A 20,101-nucleotide genomic window follows, 5' to 3' on the forward strand; every position below is an offset into this window, starting at 1 on the left:
GTTGAACACCATCGGCGCACGGACATGCGCTGATGGATGCGCGATCACGCCAAATATCTTTGTTGTTCCGGTTACAAGCGGTACCAAACTTGGTGTCGCAGATGGTGTTTGTTCAGTCATGAGAAAAACCAGTTCTGTAAAAAGCCATTCATCATACCCAACACAATGCCCTTTATCTACTCAGATAAACTTTTAACTTATCCACGCACATAAATTCGCCACAACATTTACGCGAAAATGTCACAGCGCTGCCCTTTTTGCGCCGTTATTGCCGCCTAATTTTTACCTGTCACCGGTGTTGGCCTGTCATCACCCACTTGCAGGCTGACCCGATGACACATTGTAATTTTAACCATATCGACAGGACATATTATGAAAAATTTAAAGCTCCCCATTGTTCTTGGCGTTGGGTTACTTGTTTCGGGCGGTCTTGTTGCTGGCCTCGCAACAGCAGGTGACCGTGGCTTTGGCAAAGGTAAACATCACGGCTTGTTTATGGCCAAAAAAATCGACATAAATAATGACGGCAATGTCAGCCGTGACGAAATGCTAGCACGCCAGAAAAATCATTTCGACATGCTTGATACCGATAAAGACGGCATGATCGCCCCCGCCGAATATAACGCCAAGATGGTTGCCATGTTTGAAAAGCTGGATACGAACGCCGACGGTTTGCTACAGCCTGACGAATTGCCACGGCATCATCGCCATAAATATCATGGCAAGCACAAGCATGACCGTTCACATGGTACCGACGCGTCTGAAAGCTAGTTGCCATTTTGCCATTTTACATGGCGCCAACCAACCAAGGTCTTTAGCCTTATTCCCCTCTGATAGTGGCTAAAGACAACGCAACGCGCACCGCCGTTTTCTCCCCGGCTAAAAGCGACATGACGTTACGCTGGTGCGCGTTCGCTTCCCAAAACATCACATATCTGGCAGCTATTCGTCGCGACCGTCTTTATCAACAAAATCCAGCGACGCTGAATTGATGCAATAGCGCAAGCCCGTCGGTTGCGGCCCATCGGGAAATACGTGACCAAGATGCGCATCGCACTGGTTACAATGCACTTCGGTACGCCGCATAAAGAAACTGCGATCTTCGGTCTCGCCGACAGCACCATTTTCGGCAGGTTGGTAAAAGCTAGGCCAGCCGCTACCTGATTCAAATTTCGTGTCACTCTCGAATAGCTCAGCACCACAACATATACAGTGATAAATACCATCTGCGTGATTATCGCATAACGCTCCGGTAAAGGCGCGTTCAGTGCCATGTTCGCGGGTTACGTGAAACTGCTCTTCGGTCAGTATATCGCGCCATTCGGCATCAGTTTTGATAATTTTGTCAGACATAAATCTTGCTCCGGTTAAAACGCCCCTAATATTACTCTTACTATTAACTGTAATATTATACGTCCGCTATATTATGTGTTTCCATCGCCTGCCATATTGATGCTGGTGTGGCAGGCATATCTATATGGGGTATCGACAACGCATTACAAATAGCCGAAATGATCGCATGTGGCGCACCAATAGCACCAGATTGCCCCGCGCCCTTTACGCCCAGCACATTATTCAGACAGGGCGTGTTACGCATGCTGATATCCAGCATCGGAATCTGGTCTGCACGCGGCAATGTATAATCCATCAATGACCCTGACAGAAGCTGTCCTTGATCGTCATAGACAACATGCTCATAAAGCGCCTGTCCTATGCCCTGAACGATCCCGCCTTGTATCTGCCCTTCCAGCATGATGGGGTTGATAACGACACCAAAATCATTAACACAGGTAAAGCGATCAAGCTTTACCGTGCAGGTTGCTGGATCAATGTCCACCTCGGCAATATGGCACCCATAGGGATAGCTGGGGCCTTCACTGGCATAAGGCTGGATCGTATTCAGCCTATGTTCAGACGCGTCATCCGCAAATGCAATAACAACATCCTCAAGCGTGATCGAACGGTTGCTGGCCTTATCGGCAAAAATACCATCGTCAAAAACCAGATTATCTTCCGCACAATCCAGCTTTTGCGCTGCCATAGGACGCGCCAGCTCAATAATGGCGCCCGACGCCTTGGCGGCGGCTGAACCAATCAGCACCGTCATGCGCGCACCGCCTGTTGTGCCTTCGGGCATTGTTGACGAATCCCCCTGCTGTATGGTGATTTTATCAGCATCATAGCCAAGATTGTCAGACAGGATCTGGGTCAAAGTCATTCTGTGTCCCTGTCCGTTACATTGCTGTGATGCCAGTACCGTCATATGGCCATTGGCCGCAAAACTTATATGCACACCGCCATCACTGCCATCGCCGCTTTTTTCCAGATACATCCCAAGACCGATACCACGATTCAGCCCCTTGGCATGGGCCGCATCGCGCCGCGCCGCAAACCCGTCCCAATCGGCACGTTGCAATGCTGCTTCAAACAAGGCAGGCATATCACCGCTATCAATGGTGATACCAACCGCCATCGGATAGGGCATCTGATCTGCTTTGATAAGATTGCGCCGCCGCACATCAACGCGGCTTATACCTGTCACCATCGCGATATGATCCATCAGCCGTTCCAGTGCGTAAATCAATTCGGGCCGACCCGCACCTCGATAGGCATCGATAGCAGGCGTATTTGTCACCACTCCACGCACATGCAGGCTTGCCACTGGAATATCATAGGTGCCTGTGAGTGCCGAATTGGCCGAAATCGTCGGTATTGCCGTTGAAAAGTTTGACAACCATGCGCCCATATTGGCATGCACATCGGCTTCATAGGCCAGAACGCGGCCAGTGTCGTCAATCACCGCGCGCGCCTTTGTTCGCGTGTCACGCCCTTGAATGTCCGATAGAAACCCATCGGATCGTGGCTGTTGCCAGCGCACCATACTACCAAGCTTGCGCGCGGCCCAACTCACCAGCACTTGTTCGGGATGCAGAAAAATCTTGAAACCAAAACTGCCACCAACATCGCCTGTACGCAGACGAACAGCGTCATGTTCCATATGCAACGCATCGGCAATCTGCGTTGATATTGACCGTGCACCTTGCGTCCCACACCAAACAAACAGCGTATCCTGGTCATCTCCGGGCGCAGCAATAATGGGACGTGTTTCAACCGAATTGACAATAACGCGGCCATTGATCACATCCACCTCGACAATTTTATGCCCCTTATTTGTTGCGGCGGCAAAACTGGCTTTGGTTGCGTCTGGATCGCCTTTATACCAGTCAAAAGCAATATTTGAGGGGTATTCAGGATATAATTGTGGGGCACCATCTGCCACCGCGTCATATACATCTGTCACGGCATCCAGCGGATCAAAATCAACCTCGATCAGATCAAGCGCATTATCGGCATGCATCTGGCTATCGGCCACTACCATTGCAACAATATCGCCTGCATAGCGGTTTATATCGCGCACCATTGGTGGTTTGGTAACCATAGGCATTGGGCGGTCATCGCTGTTCACGACCACATTCTTGCATTCGATCTCGCCAACTTTGTCGGCATCAAGATCCGCCTGCGTTGCCGCCAGCACTACACCCGGCGCGCTTGCCGCGGCACTAACATCAATCGATAACAGCTTTGCATGGGCAAAAGGCGCGCGAAGAAAAGCCACACGCAACCCCTCACCTGGCTTTATATCATCAGTATAGACACCAGCTCCGGTAACCAGTCGATGATCTTCAATACGTGATAGCCCTTGGCCTATTTCAAACTTCATATCGTCCCACCTGCTATTTGGTTCTTCATGCTATTTAAATGCGAACATCCGGTGCGCATCAGCAATGCGTGTTGCTGTTGTGATCCAGCATAATCCCCCAAAAACCCATGCGAAAACCGCAAAATACGAAGGCATCAATGTCATCATACATAAGAGAATGATAGTCTCGGTGCCTTCGGTCAAGCCGCCAAGATGATAGAATGACTTTTTACCACGCACCTCTGTTGATATGCCACGTTTGGCGGCAATAATGGCAAAGGCCAGAAAGCTGGACGTCGTGCCGACAAAGCTAAACACCAGAAAACACGCCGCCACTGCGTTTGCAGGATCATGCAAGGCAAAGGCAAAAGGGATCGCACTATAGAAAATAAAATCTAAAACAATATCCAGATAACCTCCAAAATCAGTGATACCTGAACCAGTGATACCTGAAGAACTACTATCCGAAACTCGCGCCACAGCCCCATCAAGCCCGTCAGCAAGCCTGTTAATCACGATAAAAACCAGGGCAACCATGAACGCGTCAAAGGTGATGCTGATAACAGCAACCAAACCCATAAAGCCTCCAGTAACTGTCATATGATTAGCCGTAACGCCCCATCGGGCAAGCTGGCGCGCGACGGGCATCATCACAGCATCGACAACCGGACGAAGCGTCGCGTCAAACATCAGCTTGTTGATACAGACTTTGCTCGTGCCTTTGATGCTGGCATGGCGATGATTGTTTCACCTGCCACACAATGCTGGCCAATAGCGATAGTCGCAACATGGTCAGACGGCACAAACAGATCAATCAGACCTGCCACACGCGACATACCAAAACTGTCACCTGCCACGACATGCTTGCCTTCGGGCAGACGGCATACAAGCTGGCGCGCGCTGGCTGTTGCCAGTTGCACAAGCGTAACATGGGCGTTTGTTTCCGACAAAAATCGAACTTCACGGCGTTCATTCCCAGCACGGATTGCCGCCAGCACATCCTCATCAAAACCTGATTTATGCGCAAATAAATCTGCGCCGCCAAGATGCTTACTTTGACCGGGGATCAGCAAATTATCCAACACCCGACCGCTGACTGGATTGCACTGCCATTGCGCATCTGCCAAAGAAGTCCGGATCGTCAAACGAAGTCCCATTCCGGTTCTGTCCGATAAATCATCCTGCGGCACAGATGCTGAAGGGTAATGAGCATCAGCAATATCAACAATCACTCCATCAGCAGGGGCAATGATCGCATAGTCATTATCGGGACGCTGGCGGTGGGGCATCCGCATGATATGGGCAAACCACAATGTAATGCCCAGCGCAAAGGCGCCAAGCGGCAAATATATAAGGCTGAGAATAATGGTTACACCACCAGCCACAGCAACAAACACCCAGCCTTCATCAGCGATACGGGCAAAAATGCCACGCCCTGATGCCAAAAATCCGGTTGTAGAGTCTTTAGTCATTATCATCTTGCCTGTTCGTCATAGATCAGTCACATCCGTTCATCAGCCGATGACATCCCCGTGTTAAGGCGTCATGTGATTTGACTCCTATTACTTTGGGACAGCAAATACCTGATTGGGAAAAATCAGGTCAGGATCATTAATTGCCGCCACATTCTGACGCACAATATCGACATAACGCACGCCTTCACCATAACGGCGATAGGCAATACGCCACAAGGCATCGCCTTTTTGAACGATAACTAGATCGGTGCCATCAAGGCCTTTTTTAAGATCACTGGTGACAAGGGGCAGTCTGTAGGTGGCAACAGACTGGTTGTTCGCATCAAGCAGATTGAACAACATTTCAAAGCGTGATCTGCTCATATCAACGGCACCGGAAACCTGCCATTCATGGTCATCACTGCCAGCTTTATCATCAATCGTCACATCGGCAAATTTTTGACCATCAAGACTGACCAGAAGACGCGTACCATTACGCGATATGCCTGCAATCGAAATACGTTCCTGATCCAGCCATATAATCGACCGTGGCGCAACAAGCGGCATGGCGGCACCTGTGCCTGTATCTTGGGCATCAGTTTTCACCATAGTCTGCGGTGCCTGTAGCAATTTTGGCATGTCAGTCTCGGTTTGCGGCAATAATGCCACCAAAGGCTGTGCAGACTCACCTTCATCAATTTCAATAGCCAGCGTCATATCTGCCAGTTCACTTTGACCATCATCGGTTTCCATGCCGATCATCACCAGATGCTGACCTGGCGCTAAGGGGCGATCAAGCACAACGACCCATTCGCCATTTTCATCAGCAACCGTTTCACCAAGCAAAATATCCTTTTCGAACACACGGATTTTCGCATTCGGCGCTGCCTTACCAGCAAAAACAGCCGCACCATCGGGCTTTACCCGGGCGATGTCTATTTCCAGACTTGGCTTATCATTAATCTGGCTTGATGTATCATCGACCTTTTGGTCGCCAGTGGTTCCAGATGTGGCTACAGAAACATCTGCTTCACCCGTCTTATCTGGCGCTGCTTTTTCGCCTTCAATTTTAGGAATTTCAACAACTTCTTCGCTTTGCGGTTCTACCGCCGTGGTGTTGTCGTCAGATAGAAACACCCAACCAAGCGCAAAGGCAGCCAGAATGGCACCCACCGAAATTAACAAGAAAATCTTTAGCCGCACGGTTCAACATTCCATCTTTGTGATAATTACAACTTAAGCGTAATCCTAAATTACTATAGGTTCAATACATACCGTAGTTACCATTGATCAACAGGATGCCTTCATGAAGAAAATATGCGTATTTACCGGTGCCGCCAACGGCAATAATCCTATTTACCGCGATGTTGCGACTGAAACTGGCAAAATGCTGGCCACTCGTGGCCTTGGTCTTATTTATGGTGGCGGTAAAATGGGGCTGATGGGCGCAGTAGCCGATGGCACGATTGCGGCAAATGGCCATGTTACCGGTATCATTCCACATTTTTTGAACAATATCGAAATCGGACATCCTGATGTCAAAGATCTGCATGTTGTTGATTCCATGCATGAACGCAAAGCCATGATGTATGATATGGCCTCAGCCTTTGTCATTCTGCCAGGGGGGCTTGGCACCCTAGATGAAACTATGGAAGTCATCACGTGGCGCCAGCTTAAACAGCACAGCAAACCAATCATCATTCTGAACCAGAATGGCTATTGGGATCACCTGCTTGCCCTGTTCCAGTCAGTGATTGACAGTGACTTTATGCATAATGACCATATCGAACATTTTGAGGTGGCGCAGAATCTTGATGATCTGGCGCATCACCTAGATAAATTCACCTGAAAATAAGATTGAGTATAAAATAGTTGCACGCGCCAGGCATTGAAACTGTCAAATAAACCCTGAACACTTGTTTTTTATCCGTTCTGGGCTTAAAAAAGCGACAGTTTTACAGGGCACAGTTTGTGAAACATAAAACGGTATGTGATAACCCCCTTGCCCACAAAAAATTTAAGGAAGATTAGTATGTCCCGCATTAAGGTAAAGACACCCGTAGTCGAATTAGATGGCGATGAAATGACTCGCATCATATGGCAAAAAATTAAAGACAAACTCATTTTCCCCTATCTCGATATTGATCTCAAATATTATGATCTTGGCATCGAAAAGCGTGACGAAACTGACGACAAGATCACAATCGACGCGGCCAATGCGATTAAGGAATATGGTGTTGGCGTAAAATGCGCGACAATCACGCCTGATGAAGACCGCGTTAAAGAATTCAATCTCAAAAGCATGTACAGGTCGCCAAACGGTACGATCCGCAATATTCTTGGTGGCACTGTCTTTCGCCAGCCGATCATTTGCCAGAATGTTCCGCGTCTGGTCCCTGGGTGGACACGCCCGATTGTCATTGGCCGTCATGCTTTTGGCGATCAGTATCGTGCCACTGATTTTGTTACCGAAGGTGCAGGCAAGCTGACCATGACCTTTCAGCCTGCCGATGGCAGTCCTGCTATCACCCGTGAAGTGTTTGACTTTCCATCAGGCGGCGTCGCCATGTCGATGTATAATCTAGATGATTCCATTCGTGGCTTTGCCCGCGCATGTATGAATTACGGACTTGATCTTGGCTGGCCCGTCTATCTTTCGACCAAAAATACGATTCTCAAAGCCTATGACGGACGCTTCAAAGATTTGTTCGAAGAGGTGTTCAAGGCCGAGTTTGAGGAAAAATTCAAAGCTGCTGGTATCAGCTATGAACATCGTCTGATCGACGACATGGTTGCCTGTGCTATGAAATGGGATGGTGGCTTTGTCTGGGCATGTAAAAACTATGACGGCGACGTGCAATCAGACACCGTTGCTCAGGGATTTGGATCACTGGGTCTGATGACATCCGTGTTGATGACGCCTGATGGGAAAACAGTTGAGTCCGAAGCGGCGCACGGCACTGTTACACGGCATTATCGCCAGCACCAGCAAGGTAAAAGCACATCGACAAACCCGATTGCATCTATATTTGCTTGGACACGCGGCCTCAGCTATCGGGCGAAATTTGACGAAACACCTGATGTTGCAGCTTTTGCTGACACTGTTGAAAAGGTCTGCATCAATACTGTTGAAAAAGGCCAGATGACCAAAGATCTGGCCTTGCTGATTTCATCTGAACAGCCTTATCTGGACACTGATGGTTTTCTTGATGCAATCGACCAGAATTTGCAAAAGGCCATGTCGTAAACCAGCCTTAACACCGTAAAAAAAAACCGGCGTCTTCCTAGGCACCGGTTTTTATTTGTCCAATATCTGAACCAGCCCTACAGCGCAGCAGCAACCGCTTTTAACGCGGCGTCAGCATCATCCGCATTCGGCCCGCCTGCTTGTGCCATATCGGGGCGGCCACCGCCTCCCCCGCCACCAAGCGCGGCTGAACCAACACGCACCAGATCAACAGCGCTCTTTGTAGCAACCAGATCATCGGTCACAGCAACAACAATCGACGCTTTGCCACTATCGGTGGCCACCAGACAAATCACGGCATTGTCCAACCCTTGTTTCATTTCGTCAGCCATTGATTTCAGCTCACGCGCGGGCGTGTCTTCCAAAAGACGACCAACAAAATTGATCCCATTTATTTGTTCAGAACCGCCACCTCCAGCCTCACCGCCAGCCGCCAACTTACGCCGCATCAGGGTAATATCGCGCTCAGCACGCTTATTATCTTCAAGTAGCTTGGCAACACGATCAGCCAGCTGTTCGGGGGCAATTTTTAACAATTCGGCTGTTTGGCTTAGAATCTGTTCACGATGCTCAATCCATTCAACAGCACCAGCTTGCGTCACAGCCTCAATCCGCCGCACACCACCCGCAACCGCAGATTCACCAATGATTTTAAGGATGCTTATGTCACCAGTACGATTGACATGCGTACCGCCGCATAGTTCAACCGACCATGCTGTCCGGCCTTTAACGTCCGTTTCGCCGCCCATCTGCACAACACGCACTTCATCACCATATTTTTCACCAAACAGGGCCAGTGCGCCAAGCTCAATCGCGGCTTCAGGAGTCATAATACGCGTTGAAACATCCGAATTCATCTGCACGCGGCTATTGACGATCGCTTGCACACGCGCCAATTCGTCGTCTGACATGGCTTTGGGATGCGAAAAATCGAAACGTAGCCGATCAGGCCCAACCATTGATCCCTTTTGCGCCACATGCTCACCTAGCACTTCACGCAAAGCTTCATGTAACAGATGCGTTGCCGAATGATTTGACCGCAACCGAAGCCGCCGCGTGGCATTAATGTCAAGACGGACATCACAGCCAACTTCCAGCGTTCCTTTGGTAACATGCGCGCGATGCACAAACATGCCCATAGGGGTTTTAAACGTATCCGTGACATCCGCTGTTCCATCCGCCCAGCTAATCACGCCTATATCGCCAACCTGTCCACCTGACTCGGCATAGAATGGCGTCTGATTTGTGATAATTTGCACGTCCTCACCTGAAGCTGCGCTGTCGATTGGGGCACCATCACGAACCAGTGCTGTTACCTGTCCTTCGGCTGTATCGGTTGTATAACCCAAAAACTCAGTAGCACCCAATTGCTGGCCAAGATCAAGCCAGACCGTTTCGGTCGCGGCATCACCTGACCCACTCCACGCTTTGCGGGCGGCCGCCTTCTGGGCTTCCATCGCGGTATTAAACCCGTCAAGATCAACGTCCCATTCGTAGCCGCGCATAAAATCCTGCGTCAGATCAAGTGGAAATCCAAAAGTGTCATATAGTTTAAAGGCAGTCTTGCCATCCAGCACACCACCAGCCGCCTTACCAGCCACCTCATCATTCAGAATGCGCAGGCCTCGCCCAAGCGTTTCCTTGAACCGGCCTTCCTCAAGCTTCAACGTTTCAGAGATTAGTGCCTGAGCACGTCCAAGTTCGGGGTAATGCCCACCCATTTCGGCCACAAGAGCTGGCACCAGCCGCCACATGGTTGGATCCTGACATTCCATCTGATGCAGGTGGCGCATCGCCCGACGCATAATCCGGCGCAACACATAGCCCCGCCCTTCATTCGATGGCAGAACACCATCGGCAATCAGAAATGACGAAGCTCGCAAATGATCGGCAACAACACGATGTGACACATTATGATCACCATCAGCCGCCACATTAGCGGCATCGGCCGAGGCTTCAATCAACGTACGCATCAAATCAATATCATAATTATCATGCTTGCCTTGCAGAACGGCGGCAATCCGCTCAAGCCCCATGCCGGTATCAATCGAAGGTTTTGGCAAATTGATCCGTTCGCTGACCGTTTGCTCAAACTGCATAAAGACCAGATTCCATATCTCAATAAAGCGGTCACCATCTTCATCGGGTGACCCGGGAGGCCCCCCCGGAATATGATCGCCATGGTCATAGAATATTTCCGAACAGGGACCGCACGGACCCGTATCACCCATGGCCCAGAAATTATCTGACGTTGCAATACGGATAATGCGGTCATCACCAAGTCTGGCAATTTTTTTCCACAAATCAGCCGCTTCTTCATCTTCATGATAGACCGTGACCAGTAATTTGCTGGCATCAAGACCATATTCACGCGTGATCAGGTTCCATGCCAGCTCGATAGCATGTTCTTTGAAATAATCGCCAAATGAAAAATTACCCAGCATTTCAAAAAATGTATGGTGCCGCGCTGTATAGCCAACATTTTCAAGATCATTATGCTTGCCACCAGCGCGCACACATTTCTGCGACGTTACCGCGCGTTCATAATCGCGCGTTTCCAGACCTGTAAACAGGTTTTTAAACTGCACCATACCCGCGTTGGTGAACATGAGTGTTGGATCATTTTGTGGCACTAGCGGACTGGAATCGACCACCTGATGCCCATTGGTTTGAAAATAATCCAGAAAGGTTGCGCGAATATCGTTAACGCTTGCCATTACAAATATACCTACCGTCTTGATGCCTGTTAGAGTCAGTTAGTCCAAGCTTTGTAGCCGCGAGGCTGGCGCCCTGTCCAGTCTATCTTCATGTTCTGTGGCGCTTTTGGCAATGGGTCACTGACAGAAAATCACACCCCCCTTATATAAATGCTGGAACAGGCGAGGTGCAGATTTGTCTAAGTTAACAAAAAGCCGGATCCCCCTGCGGAAATCCGGCTTTACTATATAACGTGATATAACCTAATCAGATCACTCTTGCCCTGATCCAGACACCTTTACGCATCAAGCGGCATATCCGGCGAATCAGGCTCACTGGCATCAGGTGAGTCAGCGATCGAATTATCAAGCAAAGCATCACCGACAAGGCCAGCATTCTGGCGGATCGCACTTTCGATCTCATTAGCTATTTCGGTATTTTCACGCAGGAAATTTTTGGCATTTTCACGCCCCTGCCCCAACCGTTCACCTTTATAGGAAATCCATGCACCTGACTTTTCAACAATGCCCGCGGCAACGCCAAGGTCAAGAAGTTCACCCATCTTCGAGATTCCTTCGCCATACATAATATCAAATTCAATTGTACGGAACGGCGCAGCAACCTTGTTTTTGACCACTTTGACGCGGGTCTGGTTACCAACCACTTCATCACGATCCTTGATCGCACCGATACGCCGAATATCAAGACGAACCGAAGCATAGAACTTGAGCGCGTTACCGCCAGTGGTCGTTTCGGGATTGCCAAACATCACCCCAATTTTCAGACGAATCTGGTTAATGAAAATGACCAGACAGTTAGACCGCGCAATTGACGAGGTCAGTTTACGCAAAGCCTGACTCATCAGGCGAGCATGCAAACCGACATGATGGTCGCCCATCTCACCTTCTAGTTCCGCGCGAGGCACCAATGCCGCCACCGAATCAACAACCAGAACATCAATAGCCCCTGACCGTACCAGCGTATCAGCAATTTCCAGCGCCTGTTCGCCAGCATCGGGCTGTGAGATAAGCAAATCATCAATATTGACGCCCAGCTTTTTTGCATAGGACGGATCAAGCGCATGCTCGGCATCAACAAACGCACAATTACCGCCTTCTTTCTGGGCTTCGGCAACCGCATGTAGCGCCAAAGTTGTCTTGCCGGATGATTCGGGGCCGTAAATTTCGACAACACGCCCTTTTGGAAAGCCGCCGATGCCAAGACCAATATCAAGCCCCAGCGAGCCCGTTGATATTGATTGAACATCAACTGCCGATTCTCGCTGGCCAAGTTTCATCACCGAGCCTTTGCCAAACGCCTTTTCAATCTGTCCGATTGCCGCTTCCAGCGCTTGATTTTTGTCGTTATTCTTCATTTTCATATCCACCACTACACCAGCCATATCATGCCTCCATGTTGCATAGCTTCCCGGGACTGTCCATGTCCAAATGACGGTTCAACGAACCTTTTGACATCACGGGTTAAAAATTCATCATGAAATCATTTTGTACTGTTTTTGTTCTTATTTCAAGCACATTTTCACTTTTTGTTCTCTTTTTACTAGAAAAGCATTGTAAAAAGCCCAGAAATTGTTTTCACGCACAGAAAATGCGCATAAAGAAAACACGAATAGGCGTCACATTATTGTAGTGGATAATGTTAAGCACGCCCCATAAGCGTCGCGCGTCATCCAGAACGAAAGCAACCTACGACCACCATCCAAACAAATAACATGGATCAGATATTTATATATTGAGGTAAACGGCTGAAACGCTAATCGTCGCGATGCACACGTTCCATACGTTCATGTTGTTCTTGCGCATGCAAACTAAGCGAGGCAATCGGGCGCGCTTCCAGTCGGCGCAGATTAATTGGTTCGTCAGTATCAACACAATAGCCATAGCTGCCATCATCAATCCGGCGCAAGGCCGCTTCGATTTTCTGAAGTAATTTACGTTCGCGATCACGTGTTCGCAGATCAAGCGCGGCATTGCTTTCAATTTGTGCGCGATCCATTTGATCAGGCTGATGCAGATTTTCCTGCGACAGACCCGAAATAGTGGCACCCGCCTCGTCAATTAGTTCGGCACGCCAATCTTCCAGCTTTTTACGAAAATAAAGTAACTGCATGGGATTCATGAATTCTTCGCTATCGCTGGGTCTGTACCCTTCGGGCAACAGAACAGGCGATGCTGATTCTGAATTAGATTTCGTTTTTGATGTGGTCGAAGCCATGTCTATACCCTATTCGTCGATATTAGTTTTTTCAGGCTTTATCTAATCAAGCTAATAAGCCCGGCGATGTGAATTCAACAGACCAAAATTTGCCCTTCACCTACACCGATTTTTAGCGCCAAGCAAGTATATTTTTTGACTGTTTTTGGCCCCCTAGCATTGTTAACCATTGAAAATCATTGTTAAAAAGTTAATCACGCATATGTGATTTGCGATCTTGTTCACGATCTTTTAACTTTTGCACTAAGCCAATGTTCGTGTGAATTTTTGTTTTGTTATACGAGTTCTGTCTTTTCACCTTCGAACTTACATGTGGCGGCCAGTTGTGCCGCAATTTTTGCCCTCATTTAGGGCACGCAATTAAGGAAAGAGGTATCGATGAATATTCTTATTGTTGAAGATGATCCAGTTATTGCAGATGTGATCGGCATGACCCTTGAAGAAGCGGGACACTTTAGTACTGTAGCGCATACAATTGAAGCATCTCTTGCTGAGTTAAGGCATAATCGCATTGATGCCGTGTTGCTAGACATCAACCTTCCCGATGGCAACGGCACCCGGCTTGCCCGCCTGATCCGCAAGCACCATTTGCCAATGCCAATTCTTGTTGTTTCCGGCAATAGCGGCATTGATGACAAGATCGCGGCACTTGGTGCTGGTGCTGATGGTTACCTGACCAAGCCCTTTGATAGATATGAGCTGATGGCCAATCTGGATGCGATTATCCGCCGCACAAATGGACATAGTTCGGCCGTTGTCACGGCGGGCAACCTCGTTGTTGATCTCAGCCGTAATTACGCCAAGATCGGTGACGAGCGTTTGAACCTGACTGCCAAGGAATTCCGCATTGTCGAATTTCTGGCCTTACGCAAAGGTTCGGTGCTGAGCAAAGACGCTTTTTTGAATCACCTATATGGCGGCATTGATGAACCTGAACCAAAGATCATTGATGTATTCATGTGCAAACTGCGTCGCAAACTCGAAAATGCGGGCGCCTCGGGGTTGAATATCGATACTGTCTGGGGTCAGGGATATATCCTGCGTGAAATCCCAGATTTCGAAGTTGCCGAACAATCAATCTAGGTCACAAACGATAACATCCATCGTTTACGAACTTCACGTTTTGTTAACATCGCTTAGAACGCAAAATTAGTCTTCGTAAATGTTTCGTTAAATCAGATGTGGCAAACCGACTGTCTCTCCCTGAATGGCCAGCTTAATGCTGGCCATTTTCAGTACCGCATCACAACCCCATATGTCCCTGTTGTTTCGCCCGGTTGTTTCGCCTTTTCTTTGGCAACACTGATGGACATTTAACGCCTGTCGTATTTATGTTAATGTCGGACTTGGCCGGAACAGATTACACAAATCCATGGTGAGAACATGCTGTATTTTGAACTTGGGGATTTTGTGACGCACCCAGATTGTCCCGATTGGGGCATAGGCCAGGTGCAATCGATTGTCGGAATGAACGTAACAGTGAACTTCGAACATGTTGGCAAGCAGCTAATAAATTGTGTCCATGTGGATCTGCTTGTTGCATCTGAAAAAAACATGACGCCCCCTATCAGTTCATAGCTAATGTTTGTAAAGACATTCGTTTTGCATGTTGTTACGAATAATAAGTCATAGCTTAATTATATGGCTCTTTCATGGGAGGAATACTGGTGGATAATTTACCGAACACCGGTCGCGACAAGTCCGACGATTTCAGCAGTGCTGGCGCACCAAGCCGCGGCAAGGGAAGATACAAACCAAAAGGCCGTATGCTTGACCCTATTGCCCTTGATGAAGTGCGCGCCCTGCTTGGCAATATTGAGCCAGCCCGCGATATGCTGATTGAATATCTGCATATGATCCAAGATAACCAAAAGCACCTCTCTGCCCGTCATTTGGCTGCGCTTGCTCATATCATGCGCATTCCCATGGCCGAAGTCTGGGAAGTCGCCAGTTTCTACGATCATTTTGATCTGGTCAAAGAAGACGAAACAGCCCCCCCACAATGCACGGTGCGTGTTTGCACATCGCTATCCTGCATGATGGTTGGCGGTGAAACCATGCTTGAAAAGCTTCAACCCTATGCCAGTGACAAGGTGCGCTTTGTTCCCGCACCTTGCATTGGCGCCTGTGACAAGGCGCCGGCGGCGGCGATAGGTCATAAACTTATCGAACATGCCAGCTTTGACGCGCTCAAAGATGTCGAAGAAGATGGTCATCCCGAAATTCCAGCCACGGCGCGTCGTTTCGATGCCTATGTTGCCGATGGTGGCTACAGCCTGCTCAAAGCCCTGCTTTCCGGCAAAAAGAATGCCGAAGATGTATTGTCGGTTCTTGATGATGCAGCCTTGCGTGGCCTTGGCGGTGCGGGCTTCCCGACTGGACGCAAATGGCGGATTGTATCAGGTCAGCCTGGCCCCCGACTGATGGCGGTCAATGGTGACGAAGGCGAACCAGGCACTTTCAAGGATCGCTTATATCTATCGAATGATCCGCATCGCATGATCGAAGGCATTCTGATCGCGACCAAGGTTGTTGGTATTGATGCCTGCTATATCTATATGCGTGACGAATATCCGGAAATCATTGCCTTGCTGAAAGAAGAACTGGCAGCGGTTGAGGCGGCTGGTCTAGCTGATCATACGCAATTACATTTGCGTCGCGGTGCTGGTGCCTATATCTGCGGCGAAGAATCAGCCATGATCGAATCAATCGAAGGCAAGCGCGGCCTGCCGCGCCACCGCCCGCCATTCGTTGCCGAAAAAGGCATCTTTGACCGCCCGACCTTGGTCAATAATGTCGAAACACTTTACTGGATCCGCGATATTGTCGAACAAGGCGCTGACTGGTTCAACGATCAAGGTAAAGATGGCCATCCGGGGCCACGCAGTTATTCAGTATCTGGACGTGTTGCCAAGCCCGGGGTCATTATGGCACCTGCCGGATCAACCGTTTCGGAATTGATTGCTTTATGTGGCGGCATGGCCGAAGGTCATAGTTTCAAAGGCTATCTGCCTGGCGGTGCTTCAGGTGGTATTCTGCCTGCCAGCAAAGGTGATATTCCACTTGATTTTGGTGGCGCCCTTGCCGAGGAAGGCTGTTTTGTAGGCTCACATGCTGTCGTTGTTCTATCCGATCAAGATAATATGTGGGATGCTGCGACCAATCTGCTGAAATTCTTTGCGCATGAAAGCTGTGGACAATGCACCCCTTGCCGTAATGGTACCGAAAAGGCTGTCACATTGATGCAAAGCGCAAACCCTGATGTCAATTTGCTTGGTGAGCTATCCATCGCCATGGGAGATGCCAGCATTTGTGGTCTTGGGCAGGCAGCGTCCAACCCTCTGACAAGTGTGATGAAACATTTCCCTGAAGACATTGTGAAATAGTGATAAAATCGAAACTCAATCGTAAGCGCCATTGCTAGCTACTCAGATTTACGTGAAAGATACAACGATGACCGACACGACAACACCGATTAAATTTACTCTTGATGGCAAGGATGTCACCGCCGAAGCTGGCGAAACCATATGGCAGGCTGCGGCCCGCCTTGGTACCGACATTCCGCATTTATGCTACAAAGATGACGATGGCTATCGTCCCGATGGTAATTGCCGTGCTTGTATGGTGGAAATTGAGGGCGAACGTGTGCTAGCGGCATCATGTATCCGCGCCCCAAGCGAAGGCATGGTTGTAAACAGCCAGAACCACCGCGCTACCACCGCACGTAAAATGGTCATGGAATTGCTGGTGTCCGATCAGCCTACGCGCGAAGCCGCGCATGATCCCGACTCTGAATTATGGAAATATGCTGAAACGCAAAATGTGGAAAGCGGGCGTTTTCCCGCGCGCATGTCTGCCGAGCCTGACAGTTCGCATCCAGCTATTGCCGTGAATATGGACGCATGTATCCAATGTGGTCTATGCGTACGTGCCTGCCGTGAAGTTCAGGTCAATGATGTGATCGGCCTTGCTGGTCGCGGTGCTGATGCGCATATCGTCTTTGATTTTGGCGATGATATGGGTGCCAGCACATGCGTTGGGTGCGGCGAATGTGTTCAGGCCTGCCCAACAGGTGCCTTGATGCCGAAAACCTTGCTGGATGACAGCCAAAAACTGGCAATCACCCCTGACCGGCATGTTGACTCTGTTTGCCCTTATTGCGGCGTTGGCTGTCAGCTGACATTCAACATTAAAGACGAAAAAATCGTTGCTGTTTCGGGTCGTGAAGGCCCTGCGAATAAAAGCCGCCTTTGTGTAAAAGGGCGCTATGGTTTTGACTATGTTGCCAATCCTGAACGCCTAACAAAGCCACTGATCCGGCGTGATGATGTTGCCAAAACAGACTCCCTGCCGTTTGATGCCAGCAACCCACTTACCCATTTCCGCGAGGCATCATGGGAAGAAGCTCTTGATCTTGCGGCTGGCAAACTAAACCATGTGCGCGATACCTATGGCCCTTCTGCCATGTCGGGCTTTGGCTCGGCCAAAGGCAGTAACGAAGAGGCTTATCTGGTACAAAAGCTTGTCCGTACTGGCTTCAAGACCAACAATGTTGATCATTGTACACGTCTATGTCACGCATCATCTGTGGCGGCCTTGCTGGAAAATATTGGTTCTGGTGCTGTAACAGCATCATTTTCCGAATGTCGTAATTCAGACGCCATTATCGTCATCGGGTCAAACCCGACAGTGAACCACCCGGTTGCCGCAACCTTTATCAAGAACGCAGCCCAAAGCGGTGCCAAACTTTATGTGATGGACCCACGTGGTCAGGCACTTGATCGCTATGCCGAAGAATCGCTCAATTTTGTGCCTGGCACTGATGTGGCGCTTTTGAACGGGCTGATTCATGTGATTATCGATGAAGGCCTGTACGATCATGATTACGTCAAAAACCAAACCGAAGGCTTTGAAGACCTAAAAGCCCGCACCGCAACATCAACCCCCGAAGCCATGTCGGCAATTTGCGGCATTGCGCCTGATACGATCCGCGACGTTGCACGTGGCTATGCCAATGCCAAAGCCGCGATGATTTTCTGGGGCATGGGCATTTCCCAGCATACGCATGGCACCGACAATTCGCGTTGTCTGATTTCATTGGCGTTATTGACAGGCAATGTCGGCAAGCCTGGCGCTGGATTGCACCCGCTTCGTGGCCAGAACAACGTTCAAGGTGCATCTGATGCAGGTTTGATCCCTATGTTCTTCCCCGATTACAAGCCTGTTGGCGATCCTGAAATTCGGGCAAAATATGAAGCCCTATGGGATGCCAAGCTTGATCCGGAAAAAGGCCTTACAGTCGTTGAAATTACGGATGCGGCCTATAATGGTGACATCAAGGCCATGTATGTGATGGGCGAAAATCCGGCTATGTCGGATCCTGATCAAACACATGCACGTGCTGCCCTTGCGAAACTTGATATTCTGGTTGTTCAGGATATTTTCATGACCGAAACTGCCGCTTTTGCCGATGTGATCTTGCCTGCTTCGGCCTTTCCGGAAAAGAACGGCACCTTTACGAACACTGACCGCCGTGTCCAGATGGGACGCCAAGCGATCGACCCACCAGGCGACGCCCAGCAGGACTGGTGGATTATTCAGGAACTTGCCAACCGTATGGGGCTAAGCTGGAGCTATACGCACGCGCGTGACATCTTTGGTGAAATGCGCATGGTTATGCCGTCTTTAACTGGCATTACATGGGATCGTCTGCTTAAAGAAGATGCTGTGACATACCCTTGTGCTGACGAAAACAGCGTCGGCAAGGATGTGATCTTTGGAGATGGGTTCCCAACTGCCTCGGGTCGTGGACGAATGACACCAGCAGATGTGCTTCCGCCTGACGAAATGCCAGATTCCGAATTTCCGCTTGTTATGTCAACGGGTCGTTTGCTGGAACATTGGCATACAGGTTCCATGACACGTCGGGCAACGGTTCTTGACGCGCTTGAGCCAGAGCCAGAAGTGCATGTATCGCCAGCTGATTTACAGTCATTACAGGTATCGGCAGGTGATTTGATCCGCGTCGTGACCCGCCGTGGTGAAATTGCGCTGGCTGCCCGGGTTGATCCGAAACTGCCTGCGGGTATGATCTTCGTTCCTTTCTGCTTTAACGAAGCCCCTGCCAACATGCTGACGAATCCAGCGCTTGACCCATATGGCAAGATCCCCGAATTGAAATTTTCGGCCGCAAGGCTTGAAACAGTGGTCGAAGCTGCGGCAGAATAACCCAACAGCTAACTAACCTCTATACGGATGTGATATTTCGCGATATCACATCCCTAATGACTATCTAAGAAGCGTTCGTTTGTCTTTGATGTTTTGGTTCCGTGTTTCGTTATATTAACCGCGTTTGCGCGAAGGTTAGCAACCATTGGTTAATAGCCCTAAGCTTAGAACGCCACCAAACGCAACAGAGGGCATTAAGGCACCCTGTTAGGCTGGAGACGGCAGTTGAATTACCGCGATGTGTTTAAAAGCAAGCTGAATCAACTAGTGGCCGAAAATCGGTATCGTCACTTCGTTGAGCTAGAGCGCATTGTCGGCGCCCATCCAAAGGCTGTCTGGAACGCGCCAGATGGCAAACGCGATGTCACTGTTTGGTGTTCAAATGATTACATTGGCATGGGGCATCATCCCGACGTGATCGCCGCCCTGCAAGACGCAGCTGGTCAGCATGGCACTGGCGCTGGTGGCACCCGCAATATTTCGGGCACCAGCGCATCAATCGTCGCCCTCGAACAGGAACTTGCCTCTTTACACAATAAA

Annotated in this window: 16 protein-coding genes; 8 read left to right on the plus strand and 8 right to left on the minus strand. The window is 49.4% G+C overall.

Annotation, left to right across the window (positions count from 1 at the left end; all coding sequences use genetic code 11):
- The first annotated feature begins 372 nt into the window (after nucleotides 1–372).
- Nucleotides 373–771, plus strand: a complete 399-nt coding sequence (locus tag ABNT28_RS04740; protein ID WP_332924382.1) for a hypothetical protein — start codon at nucleotides 373–375, stop codon at nucleotides 769–771.
- A 171-nt stretch (nucleotides 772–942) separates the two neighbouring features.
- Here ABNT28_RS04740 and msrB read toward each other — a convergent pair whose 3' ends face one another.
- The 5 genes from msrB to ABNT28_RS04765 form a co-directional block, all read right to left on the minus strand.
- Complete coding sequence (msrB, locus tag ABNT28_RS04745) at nucleotides 943–1,353, minus strand: peptide-methionine (R)-S-oxide reductase MsrB (protein ID WP_332924383.1); 411 nt, start codon at nucleotides 1,351–1,353, stop codon at nucleotides 943–945.
- A gap of 55 nt (nucleotides 1,354–1,408) precedes the next feature.
- On the minus strand, nucleotides 1,409–3,721 hold the full coding sequence (locus tag ABNT28_RS04750) for a xanthine dehydrogenase family protein molybdopterin-binding subunit (protein WP_332924384.1): 2,313 nt from the start codon (nucleotides 3,719–3,721) through the stop codon (nucleotides 1,409–1,411).
- A 30-nt stretch (nucleotides 3,722–3,751) separates the two neighbouring features.
- The gene (locus ABNT28_RS04755; protein WP_348721098.1) at nucleotides 3,752–4,390 is read right to left on the minus strand and encodes a CDP-alcohol phosphatidyltransferase family protein; all 639 of its coding nucleotides are present in this window, start codon (nucleotides 4,388–4,390) and stop codon (nucleotides 3,752–3,754) included.
- Nucleotides 4,390–5,172, minus strand: coding sequence for a phosphatidylserine decarboxylase (locus ABNT28_RS04760; protein WP_348721099.1), 783 nt, complete (start codon nucleotides 5,170–5,172; stop codon nucleotides 4,390–4,392). Before ABNT28_RS04760 ends, ABNT28_RS04755 begins: the two co-directional genes overlap by 1 nt.
- A gap of 90 nt (nucleotides 5,173–5,262) precedes the next feature.
- Nucleotides 5,263–6,357, minus strand: coding sequence for an Ig-like domain-containing protein (locus tag ABNT28_RS04765; protein WP_348721100.1), 1,095 nt, complete (start codon nucleotides 6,355–6,357; stop codon nucleotides 5,263–5,265).
- Nucleotides 6,358–6,460: 103 nt separating this feature from the next.
- On the opposite strand from ABNT28_RS04765, the gene ABNT28_RS04770 reads away from it, so the two are divergent.
- Nucleotides 6,461–7,003 carry a TIGR00730 family Rossman fold protein gene (locus ABNT28_RS04770; protein ID WP_332925106.1) on the plus strand — a complete coding sequence of 181 codons (543 nt, stop codon included), beginning with the start codon at nucleotides 6,461–6,463 and terminating at the stop codon, nucleotides 7,001–7,003.
- A 183-nt stretch (nucleotides 7,004–7,186) separates the two neighbouring features.
- Nucleotides 7,187–8,401, plus strand: a complete 1,215-nt coding sequence (locus tag ABNT28_RS04775; RefSeq protein WP_332925105.1) for an NADP-dependent isocitrate dehydrogenase — start codon at nucleotides 7,187–7,189, stop codon at nucleotides 8,399–8,401.
- Between the two features lie 77 nt (nucleotides 8,402–8,478).
- Here ABNT28_RS04775 and alaS read toward each other — a convergent pair whose 3' ends face one another.
- The 3 genes from alaS to dksA form a co-directional block, all read right to left on the minus strand.
- Nucleotides 8,479–11,118, minus strand: a complete 2,640-nt coding sequence (gene alaS / locus ABNT28_RS04780; RefSeq protein ID WP_332925104.1) for an alanine--tRNA ligase — start codon at nucleotides 11,116–11,118, stop codon at nucleotides 8,479–8,481.
- Between the two features lie 278 nt (nucleotides 11,119–11,396).
- Nucleotides 11,397–12,500: a recombinase RecA gene (recA, locus tag ABNT28_RS04785; RefSeq protein WP_332925103.1), complete on the minus strand. Its 1,104-nt coding sequence runs from the start codon at nucleotides 12,498–12,500 to the stop codon at nucleotides 11,397–11,399.
- Between the two features lie 371 nt (nucleotides 12,501–12,871).
- A complete protein-coding gene (gene dksA, locus ABNT28_RS04790; protein ID WP_332925102.1) occupies nucleotides 12,872–13,333 on the minus strand; it encodes an RNA polymerase-binding protein DksA in 462 nt (153 codons plus the stop codon).
- 378 nt (nucleotides 13,334–13,711) lie between these two features.
- Between dksA and ABNT28_RS04795 the strand changes: the two genes are divergently transcribed.
- From ABNT28_RS04795 to ABNT28_RS04815, 5 genes are all read left to right on the plus strand, one after another.
- On the plus strand, nucleotides 13,712–14,416 hold the full coding sequence (locus tag ABNT28_RS04795; protein WP_332925101.1) for a response regulator transcription factor: 705 nt from the start codon (nucleotides 13,712–13,714) through the stop codon (nucleotides 14,414–14,416).
- Between the two features lie 300 nt (nucleotides 14,417–14,716).
- Complete coding sequence (locus tag ABNT28_RS04800; protein WP_332925100.1) at nucleotides 14,717–14,911, plus strand: DUF3553 domain-containing protein; 195 nt, start codon at nucleotides 14,717–14,719, stop codon at nucleotides 14,909–14,911.
- Between the two features lie 89 nt (nucleotides 14,912–15,000).
- Complete coding sequence (locus ABNT28_RS04805; RefSeq protein WP_332925099.1) at nucleotides 15,001–16,719, plus strand: NADH-ubiquinone oxidoreductase-F iron-sulfur binding region domain-containing protein; 1,719 nt, start codon at nucleotides 15,001–15,003, stop codon at nucleotides 16,717–16,719.
- 67 nt (nucleotides 16,720–16,786) lie between these two features.
- Complete coding sequence (gene fdhF, locus ABNT28_RS04810; RefSeq protein WP_348721101.1) at nucleotides 16,787–19,561, plus strand: formate dehydrogenase subunit alpha; 2,775 nt, start codon at nucleotides 16,787–16,789, stop codon at nucleotides 19,559–19,561.
- Between the two features lie 225 nt (nucleotides 19,562–19,786).
- Nucleotides 19,787–20,101: aminotransferase class I/II-fold pyridoxal phosphate-dependent enzyme (locus tag ABNT28_RS04815; protein ID WP_348721102.1), on the plus strand; the 315-nt coding region annotated here is incomplete at its 3' end.

The sequence above is a fragment of the uncultured Candidatus Puniceispirillum sp. genome (assembly GCF_963979125.1).
Lineage (GTDB): Bacteria > Pseudomonadota > Alphaproteobacteria > Puniceispirillales > Puniceispirillaceae > Puniceispirillum.